This window comes from Pedobacter metabolipauper (assembly GCF_004362715.1).
In the GTDB taxonomy this organism is placed as follows: Bacteria; Bacteroidota; Bacteroidia; order Sphingobacteriales; family Sphingobacteriaceae; genus Pedobacter; species Pedobacter metabolipauper.
Genome location: NZ_SNYC01000004.1, coordinates 423921 through 440558, shown reverse-complemented (window position 1 = coordinate 440558; position 16638 = coordinate 423921). Strand labels below are relative to the sequence as shown.

The 16638-nt window shown below is 41.1% G+C and carries 14 protein-coding genes; 3 read left to right on the top strand and 11 right to left on the bottom strand.

Going from position 1 to position 16638, the window contains the following annotated elements; all coding sequences use genetic code 11:
* The first annotated feature begins 234 nt into the window (after window positions 1-234).
* A complete protein-coding gene (locus tag ATK78_RS08570; RefSeq protein WP_133575675.1) occupies window positions 235-2823 on the top strand; it encodes a phosphoenolpyruvate carboxylase in 2589 nt (862 codons plus the stop codon).
* Between the two features lie 126 nt (window positions 2824-2949).
* Here the strand turns inward: ATK78_RS08570 and ATK78_RS08565 are convergent, their stop codons facing one another.
* The 11 genes from ATK78_RS08565 to ATK78_RS08515 all read right to left on the bottom strand — a co-directional run bounded on the left by ATK78_RS08565 (window position 2950) and on the right by ATK78_RS08515 (window position 14993).
* A complete protein-coding gene (locus ATK78_RS08565; RefSeq protein ID WP_133575674.1) occupies window positions 2950-3534 on the bottom strand; it encodes a carboxymuconolactone decarboxylase family protein in 585 nt (194 codons plus the stop codon).
* A gap of 74 nt (window positions 3535-3608) precedes the next feature.
* Window positions 3609-4154, bottom strand: a complete 546-nt coding sequence (locus ATK78_RS08560; protein ID WP_133575673.1) for a peroxiredoxin — start codon at window positions 4152-4154, stop codon at window positions 3609-3611.
* Window positions 4155-4291: 137 nt separating this feature from the next.
* A complete protein-coding gene (locus ATK78_RS08555) occupies window positions 4292-6682 on the bottom strand; it encodes a S9 family peptidase (protein WP_133575672.1) in 2391 nt (796 codons plus the stop codon).
* A gap of 54 nt (window positions 6683-6736) precedes the next feature.
* On the bottom strand, window positions 6737-8470 hold the full coding sequence (locus tag ATK78_RS08550; RefSeq protein ID WP_133575671.1) for a M14 family metallopeptidase: 1734 nt from the start codon (window positions 8468-8470) through the stop codon (window positions 6737-6739).
* A gap of 13 nt (window positions 8471-8483) precedes the next feature.
* Entirely contained in the window at window positions 8484-10127 is a 1644-nt protein-coding gene (locus tag ATK78_RS08545) for a M14 family metallopeptidase (RefSeq protein ID WP_133575670.1), read from the bottom strand.
* 83 nt (window positions 10128-10210) lie between these two features.
* A complete protein-coding gene (locus ATK78_RS08540) occupies window positions 10211-11434 on the bottom strand; it encodes a hypothetical protein (RefSeq protein ID WP_133575669.1) in 1224 nt (407 codons plus the stop codon).
* Between the two features lie 153 nt (window positions 11435-11587).
* Entirely contained in the window at window positions 11588-12415 is an 828-nt protein-coding gene (gene ygiD, locus ATK78_RS08535; protein WP_133575668.1) for a 4,5-DOPA-extradiol-dioxygenase, read from the bottom strand.
* Between the two features lie 92 nt (window positions 12416-12507).
* Window positions 12508-13080 carry a YceI family protein gene (locus tag ATK78_RS08530; RefSeq protein ID WP_133575667.1) on the bottom strand — a complete coding sequence of 191 codons (573 nt, stop codon included), beginning with the start codon at window positions 13078-13080 and terminating at the stop codon, window positions 12508-12510.
* An 80-nt stretch (window positions 13081-13160) separates the two neighbouring features.
* Entirely contained in the window at window positions 13161-13967 is an 807-nt protein-coding gene (locus ATK78_RS08525; RefSeq protein ID WP_133575666.1) for a hypothetical protein, read from the bottom strand.
* Window positions 13968-13973: 6 nt separating this feature from the next.
* A complete protein-coding gene (locus ATK78_RS08520) occupies window positions 13974-14513 on the bottom strand; it encodes a heavy-metal-associated domain-containing protein (RefSeq protein ID WP_166664851.1) in 540 nt (179 codons plus the stop codon).
* A gap of 81 nt (window positions 14514-14594) precedes the next feature.
* Window positions 14595-14993 (bottom strand): HYC_CC_PP family protein, encoded by a 399-nt coding sequence (locus ATK78_RS08515; protein WP_133575664.1) that lies wholly within the window; start codon window positions 14991-14993, stop codon window positions 14595-14597.
* A 176-nt stretch (window positions 14994-15169) separates the two neighbouring features.
* On the opposite strand from ATK78_RS08515, the gene ATK78_RS08510 reads away from it, so the two are divergent.
* Both ATK78_RS08510 and ATK78_RS08505 read left to right on the top strand, forming a co-directional pair.
* Entirely contained in the window at window positions 15170-15865 is a 696-nt protein-coding gene (locus ATK78_RS08510; RefSeq protein WP_133575663.1) for a peptidylprolyl isomerase, read from the top strand.
* A complete protein-coding gene (locus ATK78_RS08505) occupies window positions 15866-16636 on the top strand; it encodes an exodeoxyribonuclease III (RefSeq protein WP_133575662.1) in 771 nt (256 codons plus the stop codon). It begins immediately after the preceding gene.
* Window positions 16637-16638 lie beyond the last annotated feature (2 nt).

The window sequence follows — 16638 nt, the reverse complement described above, 5'->3', positions numbered from 1 at the left end:
AAAAGCCGGTTAGAATTCTAACCGGCTTTTTCGTCCCAAAAAATTAACAATTAATTGCCTGATTTATTGCGTTTCCGCACTCAAATCCGCACATAAGTTTAAAAGGATTTGTTTAACCTCTATGGAACTAAGATAGAATTTTTTTGTAAAAAAATCAAAAAAATTAATAAAAGACGGGTGTCTTTTTTTTAAATCCTTTTTGGTAGCTTAAGCGCGAAAAAATACCCTTTAAATATGATGCAGAAACTACGCGCAAAAGGACAGAGAGAATCCATATTTAATAACGAGGTGGTCTCAAGATTTGAGCTGTATAACAGTCTTTTTCTTACCCTCCCTTTTTATAAAATAAAGGACACTGGTACACTATTGCCATTATTTATTAAGTACTGTGAGGATGGTGTACACAATCAGGATACACCCAACCACATCATTAATGCCTTTTTTAAGAAATACACCCAAAACAATTCGAATAAGGACATCATCGATCTTCTTTTTAGATTTATTCAATATATTGAGCGCCAGGTGGTTTTGTTTGATGCTGTTGAGGATGCTTCTTTCAATAAATTAAACGCTGCTGATGAACACAATGCGTTGTTGTCTTATCTTAAAAAAGGGGTCGATAATCCGGAGTTGAATACAAAGATCGAAAAACTGATCGAAGACTTTTCACTGCGTTTGGTACTTACCGCCCACCCTACCCAGTTTTATCCCGGCAGTGTTTTGTCGATCATTACAGACCTGACCGCAGCGATCCGGATCAATGATATTTCTACCATCCATTTGCTGCTTCAGCAATTGGGGAAAACGCCATTTTTTAACAAGAAATCGCCAACGCCTGTTGATGAAGCGCTAAGTTTAGCCTGGTATCTTGAAAATGTATTTTACTTTGCTGCTGCAAACATCCAGTCTGAGGTTGACAGAAGCTTAAATGACTACAACCTGGAATCCAGAAAGATCATTGAACTTGGCTTTTGGCCGGGTGGTGACCGTGACGGGAATCCAAATGTACATGCGGAATCTACCATCCAGGTTTCCAAGATGCTGCGTCAGATCCTGTTCAGGTGTTATTACAGAGATTTTAGGAACCTTAAACGCCGGATTACATTTAGAGGGGTTGAAGATCCAATTGCGATTGTACAGGATGTGCTTTACAAAAATGCTTTTGACCCGAACATTGAAATGGAAAATATCTGCGAGGCACTGGTTGAGCAGCTCAACACCATAAAAAAGACGCTGATTGACAATCACGACGGTTTGTTTTCTGACCTTGCGTCTGACCTGATCCGGAAGATAAACCTTTATGGCTGTCATTTTGCTTCGCTGGACATCAGACAAGACAGCCGTGTATTAAGAGATGTTCATGCGTACTGCAGACAGAGTAAACCGATCATTTCTTTATTTCCTGAGAATTATGAAGACTTGTCTGAGGAAGAAAAGATCAATACCCTATCTTTCAAAAGTGCCAAAGTAATTTACAGTGATCCTGCTGACCCGCTAACGGAAGATACGCTGCAAACCATTGCCGAGATTAAACAGATGCAGCAAAGCAATGGTGAACTGGCCTGTCACCGTTTCATTATCAGCAATTGCCAGCAGGCTAGTGATATTCTTCAGCTGATTGAACTTTTCTTATGGAACGGCTGGGAGGAAGATAACCTTTCTATCGATTTTGTTCCGTTGTTTGAAACGGTACATGATCTTGCCGGCGCTTCTAAGATCATGGATACGCTTTACAATCATCCTTTTTATAAAAAGCACCTGGAAAGCCGTGGCAATAAACAAGACATCATGCTTGGTTTCTCAGACAGCACTAAAGATGGCGGCTATTTAATGGCGAACTGGTCTATCTTTAATGCGAAGGTTGCGTTAACTGAAACCTCTGATGCGCACAACATTCAGCTCGCCTTTTTTGATGGACGTGGTGGCCCGCCTTCAAGGGGCGGTGGTAAGACACATCGTTTTTACGCTTCTATGGGTAAGGAAATTGCCAATAAGAATATCCAGCTAACCATTCAGGGACAAACGATAAGTTCTCAGTATGGATCGATTGACAGTGCTGAATTTAATATTGAGCAATTGATCAATGCAGGGATCTCTGCCGGTATTAAAGAAAAACACAACATTTTGCTTGATCCGGTCCACAAAAATATTCTGGATTTGATGGCCGAAGAAAGCTACAATTCTTTTGTTGCCCTTAGAAAACATCCGCTGTTTTTAAGTTATTTAGAGAAGTTTTCTCCGCTTACCCTGCTTTCTAAAATTACCATCAGCAGCAGGCCGGTTAAAAGAAATTCCGGAGAAGCTTTAAAATTAGAAGATCTGAGAGCAATTAGCTTTGTAACGGCCTGGAGTCAGCTGAAACAAAATATCCCCGGCTTTTACGGCGTTGGAACGGCCCTGAACACCCAGGACAAGAACGGCAACTGGGATAAGGTGGTTAAAACCTACCAGGAATCCGGGTATTTCAAAACGATCATAGATAACTGCATGATGTCTATGAGCAAAGCTGATTTCGCAGTTACCGCGCATTTCATCAACGATCAGGAATACGGGCAGTTCTGGAAGATCTTATATGATGAATTTGAACTTTCTAAGAAAATGCTGTTAAAGCTGGCAGGCCATGAGACCTTAATGGAGAATTATCCTGTAGAAAAGCGCTCAATTGCCGTTAGAGAGAAGATCGTATTGCCTTTGGTACTGATCCAGCATTATGCATTAGAACAGCTTCAGAACGAAATTACGGATGAAGAGAAACAATCGTACGAAAAACTCGCGATAAGAACGGTCTATGGCATTGTGAACGCCGGCCGGAACTTAGCTTAGTTAAACGGTTGCGATTGACTATCAACAGAAAGAGCCTGATCATTATGATGCAGGCTCTTTCTGTTGATTTATATCCTTAAGGAATAACGAATTCCAAAGTTTATAGGGTTCTGCAGTGACGGAATATTAGTAAATCACTTTTCCTGCGGAGGTCACGATTGATGCAATGCGTACTGCATCAAAAATACGCTCTTCTGTAGCTCCAAGACCCAGGATAGAATTCTCATGTGCATTTACGCACATTTCGCATCCGTTTACGGCCGATACAGCGATGCTCATCAACTCAAAGAACTCTTTTGATGTTACAGGGCTGCTCATGATCTGCATGCGTACACGGGCAGGGATTTGAGTGTATTTCTCTTTTCCTGTAAAATGACGGAACCTGTAAAATACATTGTTAAGTGCAAGCAGTGATGCGCAGCCAACTGCTTCTGCAATTTCTGAAGCGGTTGCTTCCTTAGATAAGGCCAGCTTTTCGAAGAATTCGATCAGCACTTTATTGCTGTTGTTTACGGCAATGCTCAAAGCAACCAGCGCACATTCTTTTTCCGTTAAATGAGACGAGGTAAATGTACTGGTAAAGTTTAGTTTAAGGTCACGTACGTATCTGGAGTTTCCTTTTTCCAGCAAATATAAACTCTCATTTCTATAATCTGCATCAAGGCCAACTGTTGCCAGTAATTCTTGAATTGTTTCTGTAATTTCGCTCATGATATCTTTTTTTGGGGTATAAAAAATCCCTGCAAAAATGCATTTACAGGGATTATATAATTAAAACAGTAAAATTATACCGTTAAAGTTGCTTCACCTTTTTCCCAGTTACAAGGACAAAGTTCATCTGTTTGTAAAGCATCAAGTACTCTTAAAACTTCTTTAACGTTACGGCCTACACTTAGATCGTTAACACTTGCCCAGCGAACGATTCCCTGAGGATCGATGATGAAAGTAGCACGGTAAGCGATTTTTTCGTTTGGCTCTAAAATGTCAAGTTCTTCTGCTAAGGATTTAGACGTATCTGCAAGCATTGGAAATTTTAAACCACGTAAATCATCGTGATTGTGTCTCCACGCCAGGTGAACGTTTTCTGAATCTGTAGAAGCACCGATTAAAGTAGTATCACGGTCACGGAACTCGCTATAATTGCTGTTGAATTCTGCAATCTCAGTTGGGCATACAAAAGTAAAATCTTTTGGCCACCAGAACATGCAGGTCCATTGGTTGTTATCGTTAATTAAAGAATCTGAAGTTAAAGTTTCGAATTCTTTACCTTTTTCAATGCTTACAACAGCTGTTTTCGTAAATGATGGAAATTGTTGACCTATGTTTATCATATAATTATTTTTTCGTTGCGCAAAGATAAAGCTATAGTGCTTTAAAAGCAACCAAATTCAGGATATACAGCATACTTAATATTGATAGACCTATAGATAAAAACTATACATCTTTTGATATAATTAGTTTTTATCTATTATTTTTTCAGTGTGGTTTCAAACAGTTTATAGATCCGCTTATACTCATCGGTCCAGCTGGATGGCTCAACAAAACCATGGTCTTCAACCGGATAAACAGCAAGCTCCCAATTGTTCTTTCCGAGTTCAATAAAGCGTTGTGACAAGCGGACAATATCCTGAAAATGGACATTCACATCTATCATTCCATGGCACATGAGTAAATTGCCTTTCAAGCCGTCCGCAAAATAAATTGGGGAGCTGCGCTTATAGGCGATCTCATCATTATAGGGTTCATTTAAAATGTTGGCTGTATATCCATGATTGTAGTGTGCCCAATCTGTTACCGACCGGAGTGCTGCACCACTGGCAAATACATCCGGCTCATTAAACAAGGCCATCAGGGTTATAAAGCCACCGTATGACCCGCCATACAGGCCTACATGTTTTGGATCTACATTGTACTTCTCTACCAGCATTTTCACGCCATCAACCTGATCGGTCAGATCTTTCCCTCCCATATGCCTGTAAATACCTGTACGGTGGTTCCTGCCGTAACCTGAGCTGGCCGTGTAATCAATATCTATCACCGTATAACCATTGTCTGCAAGGAGGTTATTGAACATGTATTCTCTTGAATACTGGCTCCACCAATAGTGAACATTCTGCAGGTAACCTGCTCCATGTACAAATACAACTGCCGGACGGTTGGGATGTGGCTTAGCTGCCGGATAAACCCGCGCATAGACATCTGCTCCATACCGGTTCTTAAAAGAAACCAGATCCGGCTGACGCCATTTGTAGGAATTAAATTCTGCACTTGTCGAATTGGTAACCTGTACGGCCTTAGCGCCCGGTTTATTGGCCTGGATATACAGTTCCCAGGGTTTATCCATATAGGAATGATTAATGGCCAGCCATTTTTCATCCGGAGAAAGCGTGATCTCGTTTCCGCCTTTCATGGATGTAATTTGCTGAAGTGTTCCTCCGTTTACAGGAAGGGAATAAAAATGGGTTATACCCGGATGTTCCTTATTGGCGGTAATATAAAACGTCTTTTTATCTTTTGACAGCTGCAGCCGCTGTACTTCCCAGTTTCCGGATGTTAATTGCTTTTTAATACCAGTGGCTAAGTTCAGGGTATACAGGTGGGAATATCCGGTGGCCTCGCTTTGAAAATAGATCTGGTTATTATCTAACCAGCCAAAGCTCCTTCCGCCTATACCCGGACCACCGATCCAGGCTTCATCCCGTTGGCGGTCTGCCAGGGTCAAATTTCCAGTTGCAGCATCCAGCTTTAGTATCCACAGATCTTTATTGTCTGCTGCATCAACAAAGACAACAGCAGATGTACCTGTCTGGTTCCAATAGGGGCCGGATACATTTACGGATCTGTCTTCATTCTTTTTCTTACGTTCTTCCAGTTGTTTTGGGTAGTCTTTTACATAGTCTGGCAGATCTTTAATTCCAGGAATTTGTTCTGTATGGATTTTATATACTGAATCTTTTAAATTGTCATACACATAGCTTTCTGACACCGACATGGGTTCTCCTACTTTTGCGCGTCCCGGGATATCTTCTGTATAGCCTGAAGCCGTTACATAACTGGGAACGATGGTGTTTTGTCCGCCAGCAGCCGATGTGGTCAGTTTATAAGTGATAAACCGTGCATCCGGGCTAACGACTAAAGCACTTAGAAATTTATCATCCAGGTAGATTGCTTTTATGGTCTTTTCTGGCGGGCCGGCATTGAAGCGGTTAAAACGCATTGAGCCACCGCCCTGTCCGCCGCCTTGACCACCACCCTGCCTGGCCCTTTTCTTAAGGACATCGAACATCTGCATCTGATCATTCTTTAACCAGGTATTTTGTTCTGATACTTTCGGTCTTTCTGGTGCAGCACCTGCTCTTTTTCCTTTAACAAAATTGGTAAGCTGCTTTGTTTCATTTGTTTTCAGATCAATTAGAAAAAGGTTATCTCCACGCTGGTATGAAACATTTCCATTGCTTAAAAATTGTGCATTACTTTCCCGTTCAACGGTATTGGTTAGGCGCTGTTCTTTCTTCGTCTTTATGTAATACAGATAAATATCACCGGATCTTTCTGACAGACCTACCGTACCATCATTTGTATAGGTATAGGTAGTTCCCATTGCCTTTTCAAGCGATTTATCATCGGTCTTTTCTGGCTTAACGGCATCGACTGTAATCTTATAAAGCTGGTCCTTTTCACTATTTTCAGGATTCCAGTTAAAAAACAGTGTTTTATTATCAATTCCCCATCTGTAATTGGAAGGGGCTACACCGATCCATTTCTGATCACGCATGATCTTTTCAACCGTAAGGGGCATTATTTGCTGTGCATTTGCGGCACCAGCAAATAATAAAGAGATTAATATATATTTTTTCATTTTGATATAGTTTGTTTGGTAAAGATGATGGATCTATTAAGTTGAATGGTATGTCTAATTGGTTTTAGTTGCTGTTCCCCCTTTTTTACTGCTCACATTGACCGTAAATTTAGTTCCTCCTTTTACCAGCCAGCGAACCGTTACATATCCATTTCCAGGGATATTATTGATCCGGATGCGTGCAGGATCCAGTTTTTGCTCTGTGGTAAAGTTCATATCCCGGTTGGTTACGATCATACCTGCAACAACGGTCCCACCGGTTAACGAAATAAGATCTGGTGTTTCGATGTTATTCTTTACGTCCTGGCTGGAATGCGTAGGGATCATCCGGTCATTGGTTACTATTGCTGTGACTTGTGATAGCCCGCCACCAATATCTTTTACTTCAATCTCGGTAACGTTTAGCTTAGGTGTATTATATGCATGATAAATACTAAATGCCATATTTCGGTGTGCATCGCTTTCCAGCAAAAAGCCGGGATGCAGGCGGGTATAGGTCTTTTTAAATCCACCGATCTCAATATCCCCATACATGGGATGTTTGTAAGGGTGCCAGTCTATAAAGGCATCCTTCATCAGCAGGTCTTTATCGAACGTATACAACTGATTTTGGCTGTCTTCGCCATCTGTTTTATTATACATGGAATAGCCGGTCCACAGCTCGTTTGAAAATGTATAAATTCCACGTCCTCCATAAAACCAATCCAGTTCACCGCCAAAAACAGAATACAGGTCTTTATAAACCACCAGGTATTTGTATCCGGGCAGCATCTCTTCTCCTTTTTTTCCCAGGGCATCGTATACCCTTACGTCCAGTGCATTATAAGTATCTACATCTTCCAGTGCTCCCGGCCCCCTTAAGATCATCCCTCCATTATTATGGTAAGACTGTGCTGCAGCAATGTTAGGATGTTTCATCACAAAATCGACAATAGCCCGGTTCTCCGGCAGAGAAAAAGGATATTTATAGGCTCCGTTTTGAATATAGTTTGGCTGCCAGTTCCAGCCCCAATCCCGGTTGGGATCATAAGCGCCTTCTCCATCTTCATTCACAAAACCATCACCATCATTATCTATACCTTCAGAGCCAAGCAATTCATATTCCCCTTTTTCTTCATTGCTGATCATGATCATTCTCCGTGGATCTGCCGGATCTGCCTTATAACGGCCGTTTACATTTTTACGGCGCATCATCACAATATGACCGTCTCCATCAAGATCATCGAAACCATCTTCATTTGTTGACCCGTCCCTGTCATTGTCTATTGGGATGAGGCCGGTTCGTGGAGAGTGTGCCGTATTTGCAGCATGGATAAAATTATCCCGTGCATCCGGGTTTATTGTTGGTGCGATATAAAATGTTTTTTCGCCCAGTAATGATTGTATGGCTTTGTTACCGGAAGCATACATTTCTGCCAGGTACCATGCGGTATACAATGCAAATTCACTTCCCTGGATCTCATTGGAGTGAATGTTACCATCTATGTACATGGCTGGTTTTTTATCAGCAAGACCAACTTTAGTATCGGTGATGGTCATTACCCAAAGGTCTTTTCCCTGAAAGGATTTACCCATTGACTCTATTTTAACCAGGTCTGGATGTGCTGCTGCAATTTTTTTACAGATGTCTGTAATGGCAGCATAGTCATTATAACGGTTCCAGCTTACCTGGACTTTAGGGTTTGGCGGCGTACCTACTGCTGCCAGAATATTTTCCGGCTTTTGTGCTTTTAAGACTCCGGCACATAAAATCGCCGCAGCCAGAAGAATGGTATTTTTGATTCTCATTGTCATGTTCTGATTAAAGTGTTACCGAAATAGATTTACTGCCTGTTGTTGGACTTCCTGCTTCAAGGGTGACCTTGCCGCTTCCTTTGATTAGCCAGGTAAACTCTTTAAAATCCTTACCCTGAATACTCTCTATGGTCTGCGTTTTACGTCCGCTTACTACCGTCTGACTGGCATTGGTATTTACTTTTAAAGTTATTTTCTTTAAGAAATAACTGCGGTCGCCAACATTGGTATAGGTTGACAAGTCTCCTCCATTTAATATTTTTACGGTAACCCTGGTCAGCCCATCTGAGACTTTTTCTGTTTGAAGATTAATAAAGTCAAGCTTAGGGGCCATATCTGCAAGTGCAACCAGGAAATCGGTATGTTTTGCAACAATAGCATCCACCATTTTATAAGGAGGGTTTATTAAAACAAATGGATCTATACCCCCAACTTCTACCGTTTGACCGGGAAAGTCGGGATGAGCAACTGCTTTCCATGGCGTAAACGTATTGGTGATGCCCTGTCCTTCTGCCCATCTCAAATAATTAGGGATTGGATCTTCATTGGTAAACTTTTTTTGTTTACGTGCAGAATCCGGCATTGTTTTAGGCACCCACCATCCTGGCGTACTGAAACTCAAACGGCCGTAATGAAAATAGGCCCATTGAGAAAAATCACCATTTTCTGCTTGTGTCTTTGGAGCATCTTTGGTTTTTGTTATTTTATTATAGCGTTCAGACACCAATGCGTTTGTTTTTGCATCAGCATCATACCAGCTTGTTATGATCCGCTTGGCTATTCCTGACGGATTGAACTGTACCGGGGCAGAAAGATTATTTACCGGACCAAAAGTAACCACGGCATAGACGTTAAACGCGTCAAAAAGAAAATCAAACAGCGCCCTGTTCTCTTTCTCAGAAACAGCATATTCTCCTGCTCCGGGAATAAAGGCCTTAAAATTATAACTTGAGTTTTTGTTGAAATGTACCCCTCCTGCGCCATCTTCATTGAATGTGCCGTCTTTATCGTTATCTATACCTTCTGGCAACAGACGGTACGTACCACTTTCTGCTTTTGCTGCATCAGCTGTTAATAACGACCTTGGGTCATCCGGATTAAGTTTGTATTTACCTGTTGGGTCCAAAATCCGCATCCAGGTGATCTTTCCATTGCCATCCAGATCATCTGCATCGTCTTCATCAAGGCTGCCATCGCGGTCATCATCTGTTTTTATGGCGTTACCGCTGCGTTCATTTTTAACCTTAGCAAAGTATTGTTCTGTGGCATCGGGACTCATGTTTGGAAAAACATAATACGTTTGTTGGGTAAGCAATGTTTTTATACTGTCTGTTGCTATACCCGACATCAATTTCTCAGCAAAGCCAATTGCCATTTCCACGCCTAAGAGGTGCTTGCCTTCCACACCACCAACCACAGCAATGGCAGGCTTTGTCTCTGTTTTACCGGAGCCGATGGTAAGCATCCAAATTTCTTTTCCGCCTGCCGTTTGTGTTAAAGATTTGGATTTAACCCATTGCGGGTATTTTTCTGAGAGGGCCTTAACTCTTTGGGCCAGAATTGCATTTGTGCTATAATCCTGCTGGCCCTGTGCAAAAGACCTGCATACAAAGAGCAGAAAAAAGAGGTTAAAAAAGTAGAATTTCTTCATTATGTTTAGGTTATGGTGCAATTTATAGAAAAAAGCACGTACCTAAACCACAGGAACTGTAGGTGTTATAAATGTTACAGAGCCTATCTGAGCACTCTTCCCCGGTTGTCTATGTTCACATTAAACGGTTTCAAATATTCATTAACCAATACAGAAAACTCCCTTCTGCTGATGCTTCTTTTCTCGTCGAAAGCAGTTTTGAAGTGATACACAGTACCCCACTTTTTAATCACTTCGTTCCTGGTGTTTTCCAGTGATTTATTTCCAACAAAACAAATGAGGCCCAGTGTAGCACCAATTGTCATATCTGACTGCTTATAGTCATCAAACCAAATCTGGGCTTTATAGTAATATTCTTTTACTGTTGGTGCAATCTCCGCTGCCGAAACGAGTTTATCGGGTCCAAATATCGCTGTAGCCTGTCCGTTATTTTCTGTGCTCTTAATGCTCTTAACGCTCTCACCGCGATCAGCACTTGAAAGGTCTGCCTTTAAAAACCCGGATAGTCCAATGAACTGGATGGATTTCCAGTTACTATCCAGGCTACTAACATCTGTAAATGGCATTACCGAAAGCTTATAATTGATGAGTTCTCCCTGAATGGTCTTTAAATTGGATTTCGATGTTTTAGCCTTAAAGAATACAGCATAGGCTGCCGTTGCGCCTGCTGCCTGACCGGCTGTAATGCTTTGGCTTTCGGTATTTAATACAATCAGGTTTTCCTGATCGGGCAGAAACAGCTGATATAAGGAAAGAATAGTTGTACCTGTTCCATTTGACCCTGTTCCCGCAGCGATGCTGGTTCTGTAGGTATTGGTTTCATAATTTAGTGTTTCCCATTGTTGCTGTACCTTTTGAAGCTGTAACGCCGCATCTACTGATCCGGATCTGTCGGCATGGATCAATACTTGTGCTTTAATGCTCTTTCCATTGCTTAACTGAACACTCCAGCCACTTCCTGATCTTTTTAGTTTTGTAAAGGGCGTATTCTTAATTACGGTTAAGTTTTTAAGGCTGTCTGTCCAGATTTTCAATACGTCATTGATGTTGGATGAAGGGGATGCTTGCTTTCTTTTTAAAAGGTCGGCAGCCAAACCTGACACCTGTCCGTTTGAGAAAGGAGGGCTCTCAAAACCTGCTTCTTTCATTAGTATGACCGTTTTAACGCCTGAAACTGAAGACTGGATTGCTGCCCCAACGGCGCTGTTACCATTTCCAATGACCAAAACCCCGGTTTTTATAGTTTGGGCACTCCCCACTTGTGCCAATAGTATTCCTGCTGCAACGAGTAAAAATCCCCTTTTCATTTTGTACATTTATTTATAGATGCAATATCCACAATTGGATTTCAATTAAATACGAAATCTGTTAAGAATAAATTTGTTTAACTTATTTTAACATATAAAAGCAAGTAATAATCAGTTTATAATGTATAAAAAGATGCGGTTTTAAAGTGAAACTTAACCGACGCGTACCGATGTCATGGTTAATGAACCTCCAATTGCCTTATCGTTAAACAAAGACACGTGTTCATGCGCTCCTTTTAAGCCCAGTGTATACATCAATGGCAGATAGTGTTCTGGTGTTGGAATGGCCAGTAAGGCTTCTTTTCCAAGTGTTTGATAGGACATTAGCGGTTTATGATCGTTATTTAAGATCAGGCTCTTGAAGGTATCGTTTATTTGTAACGCCCAGTCATAGCCACCGCCGTGGATCATTTCCCAATTCATGATGCGAAGATTGTGTACCATATTTCCGCTGCCAAGGATCAGCACTCCTTTTCTGCGCAGCTGATAGATCTCTTTGGCTAACTCATAATGATATTCGGCATCTTTGGTATAATCAATGCTCAATTGCAGTACTGGAATATTTGCCTGCGGATACATATGACGTACTACGGTCCAGGCTCCATGATCCAGGCCCCAATCGTGATCTAAACCCAGGGTGGTTGTATGGATCAGGCTGGCTGTTTCTGCGGCAAGATCCGGACTTCCGGGTGCCGGATATACGACATCGAAAAGTTCTTTAGGAAAACCTCCAAAATCATGAATGGTCTGGGGGAAATCCATAGACGTGATGTGCGTGCCCCTGGTAAACCAGTGGGCAGAGACGACAAGCACCGCTGTTGGTGTTGGAATATCCTGAGCCATTTTAGCCCAGGTTGCACTAAACTCATTGTCTTCAATTCCATTCATAGGAGAGCCATGGCCAATAAACAATACAGGCATGAGGTTTTCCTGAACCGGAAGATTTCCCGTAAATGTTTTAAATTGAGACAGGTTTGACATATGGGTTGGAATTATGGATTTGGTAATAAAGGCGGCAATTAATTAAAATGATAAAGATCCGGAAACTGAATCCCGGACCTTCGAAATTTTATTTATTTTGCTTGTGCAAATTCCAGGTTCAAGGTGATCTTTACATCTTTAGCTACGCCCATTCCTGTTGGATCGTATTTAATGTTGTAATCTAACCTGTTGATGGTTGTTGTTGCTGCAAATCCGGCTTTTGAATTTCCTTGCTGATCTTTAGCTGTTCCACCAAATACTACGCTGAACTTAACGTCTTTAGTTACGTCACGAATGGTTAATTTTCCATTTAGTTCATAAGTATCGCCTTTTAATTTTTTGAAAGAAGTACTTTCAAATTTCATGGTTGGGTAAGCTTCAGCATTGAAAAAATCATCTGTTTTTAAATGCTTGTCGCGTGGCTCAACACTGGTACTGATGCTGTTTACATCCACCGTGAAGCTAATTGCTGCATCTGTTAAATCAGGTTTTGCTGCTGTAACCGTTCCATCAAATTTTTTGAATGAACCATCTACAAAAGAAATTCCCATATGTTTTACGGAGAAGTTCACAAAAGAGTGCATTGGATCTACAGTCCATTTAGTTTGAGCGAATGACGCTGCACTGATTGAAACGGCAACCAGGAATAAAAATAATCTTTTCATATTTTTTGAGTTTTGATTTACAAATATAGAACGAATAAAAAGCGTGTTCATTGATGTATGATAAGAAATGAATGGCTGTATTATTTCAAAACATTAAAAAAATTAAACTCTACACGCGCCAGGTACATATTTCTGGTATACCGGTGTGCCATATTTCCTGCAACCTCAAACCGGTATCCAAGATCAATCCGGGTCCTGCTATTCAACACCACTTGTACTGCCGGGGCAAGATCTACATACGATCTTCCATTGACCGGGTTTGTTTTTCCAAGCACCTCAAAATAAAGATTAAGGTTTGGCTGTCCATAGTCCTTATATACAAACGGTAAAAGCAAATACCCGGATGATACACTGTAGCCAAGCATTTGATCGGGCTGAGGCATTTCTGCGATTTGCTTTTCGCGATCTTCAAATGCTTTTGCATAACTCAGGGTTCCTGACAAGGCAAGCTTATGCAGCAATTGGGTAACGATTAAGCCGGTTTGAAAGCCACTGTTGTCTCCCTCCAGGTTGATATCTTCCGTGTATGTTGGCCGGCTGCTGCTGCTGACCCTTGCAAAAAGGGCTGCCCGAAAATGGCTTTTTAAATTATCTATTGAAAGCACGCGGTATTTGGCATACAGGCTTCCTCCCTCCAGTTTGTAACGGCCATCCATGTCTGAGAAAAAGCCCTGTGCATGCCCCATCAGGTTTTTATTAAAACCAAACATCACCTCTGGTATGGTCCTGCTGTTATATCCCGAACTGAACATGCCTTCGTTCGTTAGTCTGACCCCGATGGATTTAGCGGGCATATTGCTTGCAGGCTCTGTAAAGATATACAGCTCCTGCGATTTAGCTGCACTGGTTCCTATAACCAATGCAGCTAAAAAATATAAAAACTTCATTAGCCGCTAAATGGTTAAATGGTAGATCCTGGTCTTTTTACCATTTACTGTTCCAAATCCTGTTGCATAGCTATCTTCCTTAAACTGATTTGATTTTTGCTTAAAGGCTGATCCTGAAATGAAGTTCTTATCGACCACATTTACTTTTACCTCTCCGTTTAGGGTCTTGCTCTTCGCATTCAGCACTTTGTAAACGGCATTTCCAACCATTGCCTGTCCGTTGTTATCTACTTTAAGGTTGTCAAAATTAAATACAGCGCTGAGGTTTCCAATAGAAAAGCCTGCATCCTGAACCTTTTTCCGGATCAAATCCATATTTACCGTTTTACCCTTTTTGAAGCTGATTGCAAAAAGGTTCTTATTGAGGTCTGGTTTAATAGATTCAATAAAGTCTAATGTTCTCAATGATTTTTCGGTTGCCTGTGAGCACATGGAACATGTTAAGCCGGTTACCTGTAATTCTGCTGAAGATATTTGCTGAGCGGAGGCTGCTTTTGTAATTAAAAGTATGATAAATATACTTAGATATTTGAAGATGGTTTTCATCTGTAAAATTTTAAATCGTGAATAAAATAATGCCATTACAAGACTATATCCCGTAATTGTTCGCTAAAATTATTACTGATCTTAATTTCTGAAAACGCAATTGTAAACGTGAAGGGAAATAATTGATGAAAGGGGGGGCGCTTTATTTTCTGCTTTACTGAATAGATTTGGCAGCAGATCTTTAAATAATTCAAAGACAAAGGGGGCTATAAATAATTCAATACTAAAGTTAAACGGAAGCCTGATCTTAGATCCAGGTTCATGACTGTCTTTAACCTTTGCATCAATTTCAGTAGTTTTACAGCAATCGTGGGTTCCTTTGACTGTTTTCTCTGATTTACAGGCGGCACACTTAGCGGTTTCTGTAAAGCGGACCGAAGAAAGTTTCCCGCTGCAATAGTGCATATTCATAGCAATCCCGATCACGCTGATCAGGTAAAAAGCACACAGGCTTAATGCTATCTTTTGCTGTAGTTTCATCTGGTTTAACTATTCTTTATGCTAAAGTACCTGGTAAAAAGTACGTTACCCAGATACAAAGATATGAAACAATCAACAGAAAATACCATAGGCACCTTTGAGTGGCAAATAATTGATCTTTTTTACGTTCTATTCAGGTAGATTTAACTTAACTTAGTCCTAAATAGTACGAATTTATGAAGACCCTGTTTACCTTGATCCTCTGCATTTTCTTTACTTCGGTATTTGCTGCAAAACCAAAGCATCAGTACGTTAGGATAAAAACAGATATGGGTGAGTGTATCGTTAAGCTATATAATGAAACACCCCTGCATCGTGATAACTTTTTAAAACTTGCGAAAGCCCATGTTTATGACGGAACGCTTTTTCACCGGGTGATCAAAGATTTTATGATCCAGGGCGGAGATCCTGACTCCAGAAAACCTGACCCTAAACTGAAAGCGGGTAAAGATTCGGTCAACTATACGGTACCTGCAGAATTCCGCGACAGCCTTTTCCATAAAAAGGGGGTTCTGGCAGCGGCAAGGGACAACAACCCGGAAAAGGCCTCCAGTGGAAGTCAGTTTTATCTGGTCCAGGGAAAGACCTTCACTGATGAGCAGCTGGATGATGTGGAAATTAAAAGACTTAAGTTTAAGATTCCAAAATCACAGCGGGAAGTATATAAATCCATTGGTGGTACGCCGCACCTGGACCGGAATTATACGGTTTATGGGGAAGTTGTTAAAGGATTAGAAATGGTTGATAAAATTGCTTCGGTTGTTACAGCCCAGGATAAACCAGTTACCGATGTGGTGATGACCGTTACGATCCTTAAAAAGCGCGAGTCAAAAAAACTGGAAAAAGAACTGAATACACAAACTAAATTATAAATGAAAATCATTTCTTATAACGTTAACGGAATCCGTTCCGCTTCGACGAAGAATTTTTTTGGATGGCTGCAAGCAACTGATGCCGATATGATCTGTCTGCAGGAGGTTAAAGCATTGCCTTCTCAAATCCCAGAAATTATTGTACTTATTGAGCAGCTTGGATACCATCATTACTGGTTTCCGGCAGAGAAAAAAGGATATAGCGGGGTGGCTATTTTAACACGGATAAAACCAAACCATGTTGAGTATGGCTGTGGTGAGGAATGGATAGATAAGGAAGGCCGTATTTTAAGAGCAGATTTTGACACGTTTTCTTTGATGAGCCTCTATATGCCATCCGGATCAAGCGGGGACGAGAGACAGCTTAAAAAGTATGATTTTATGCGTTTCTTTGACACGTATATTGCTGATCTAAAAATCGATTATCCCAATCTGATCATTTCTGGTGATTATAACATTTGTCACACCGCGATAGACATTCACAATCCTAAATCCAATGCAAATTCATCGGGCTTCCTTCCTGAAGAACGGGAATGGATGGAATTGTTCTTAACCAATGGATTTATCGACACGTTCAGGCATTTCAATAAAGACCCGCATCATTATACCTGGTGGAGTTTCAGGGCAAATTCAAGGGCAAAGAACCTGGGCTGGCGTATTGATTACCACCTGGCTACACAGCCTTTACTGGAGCGGCTTAAAAAAGTAACCATTTTACCTGATGCAATCCACTCGGATCATTGCCCGGTATTGCTGGAATTAACGCCTTAGGT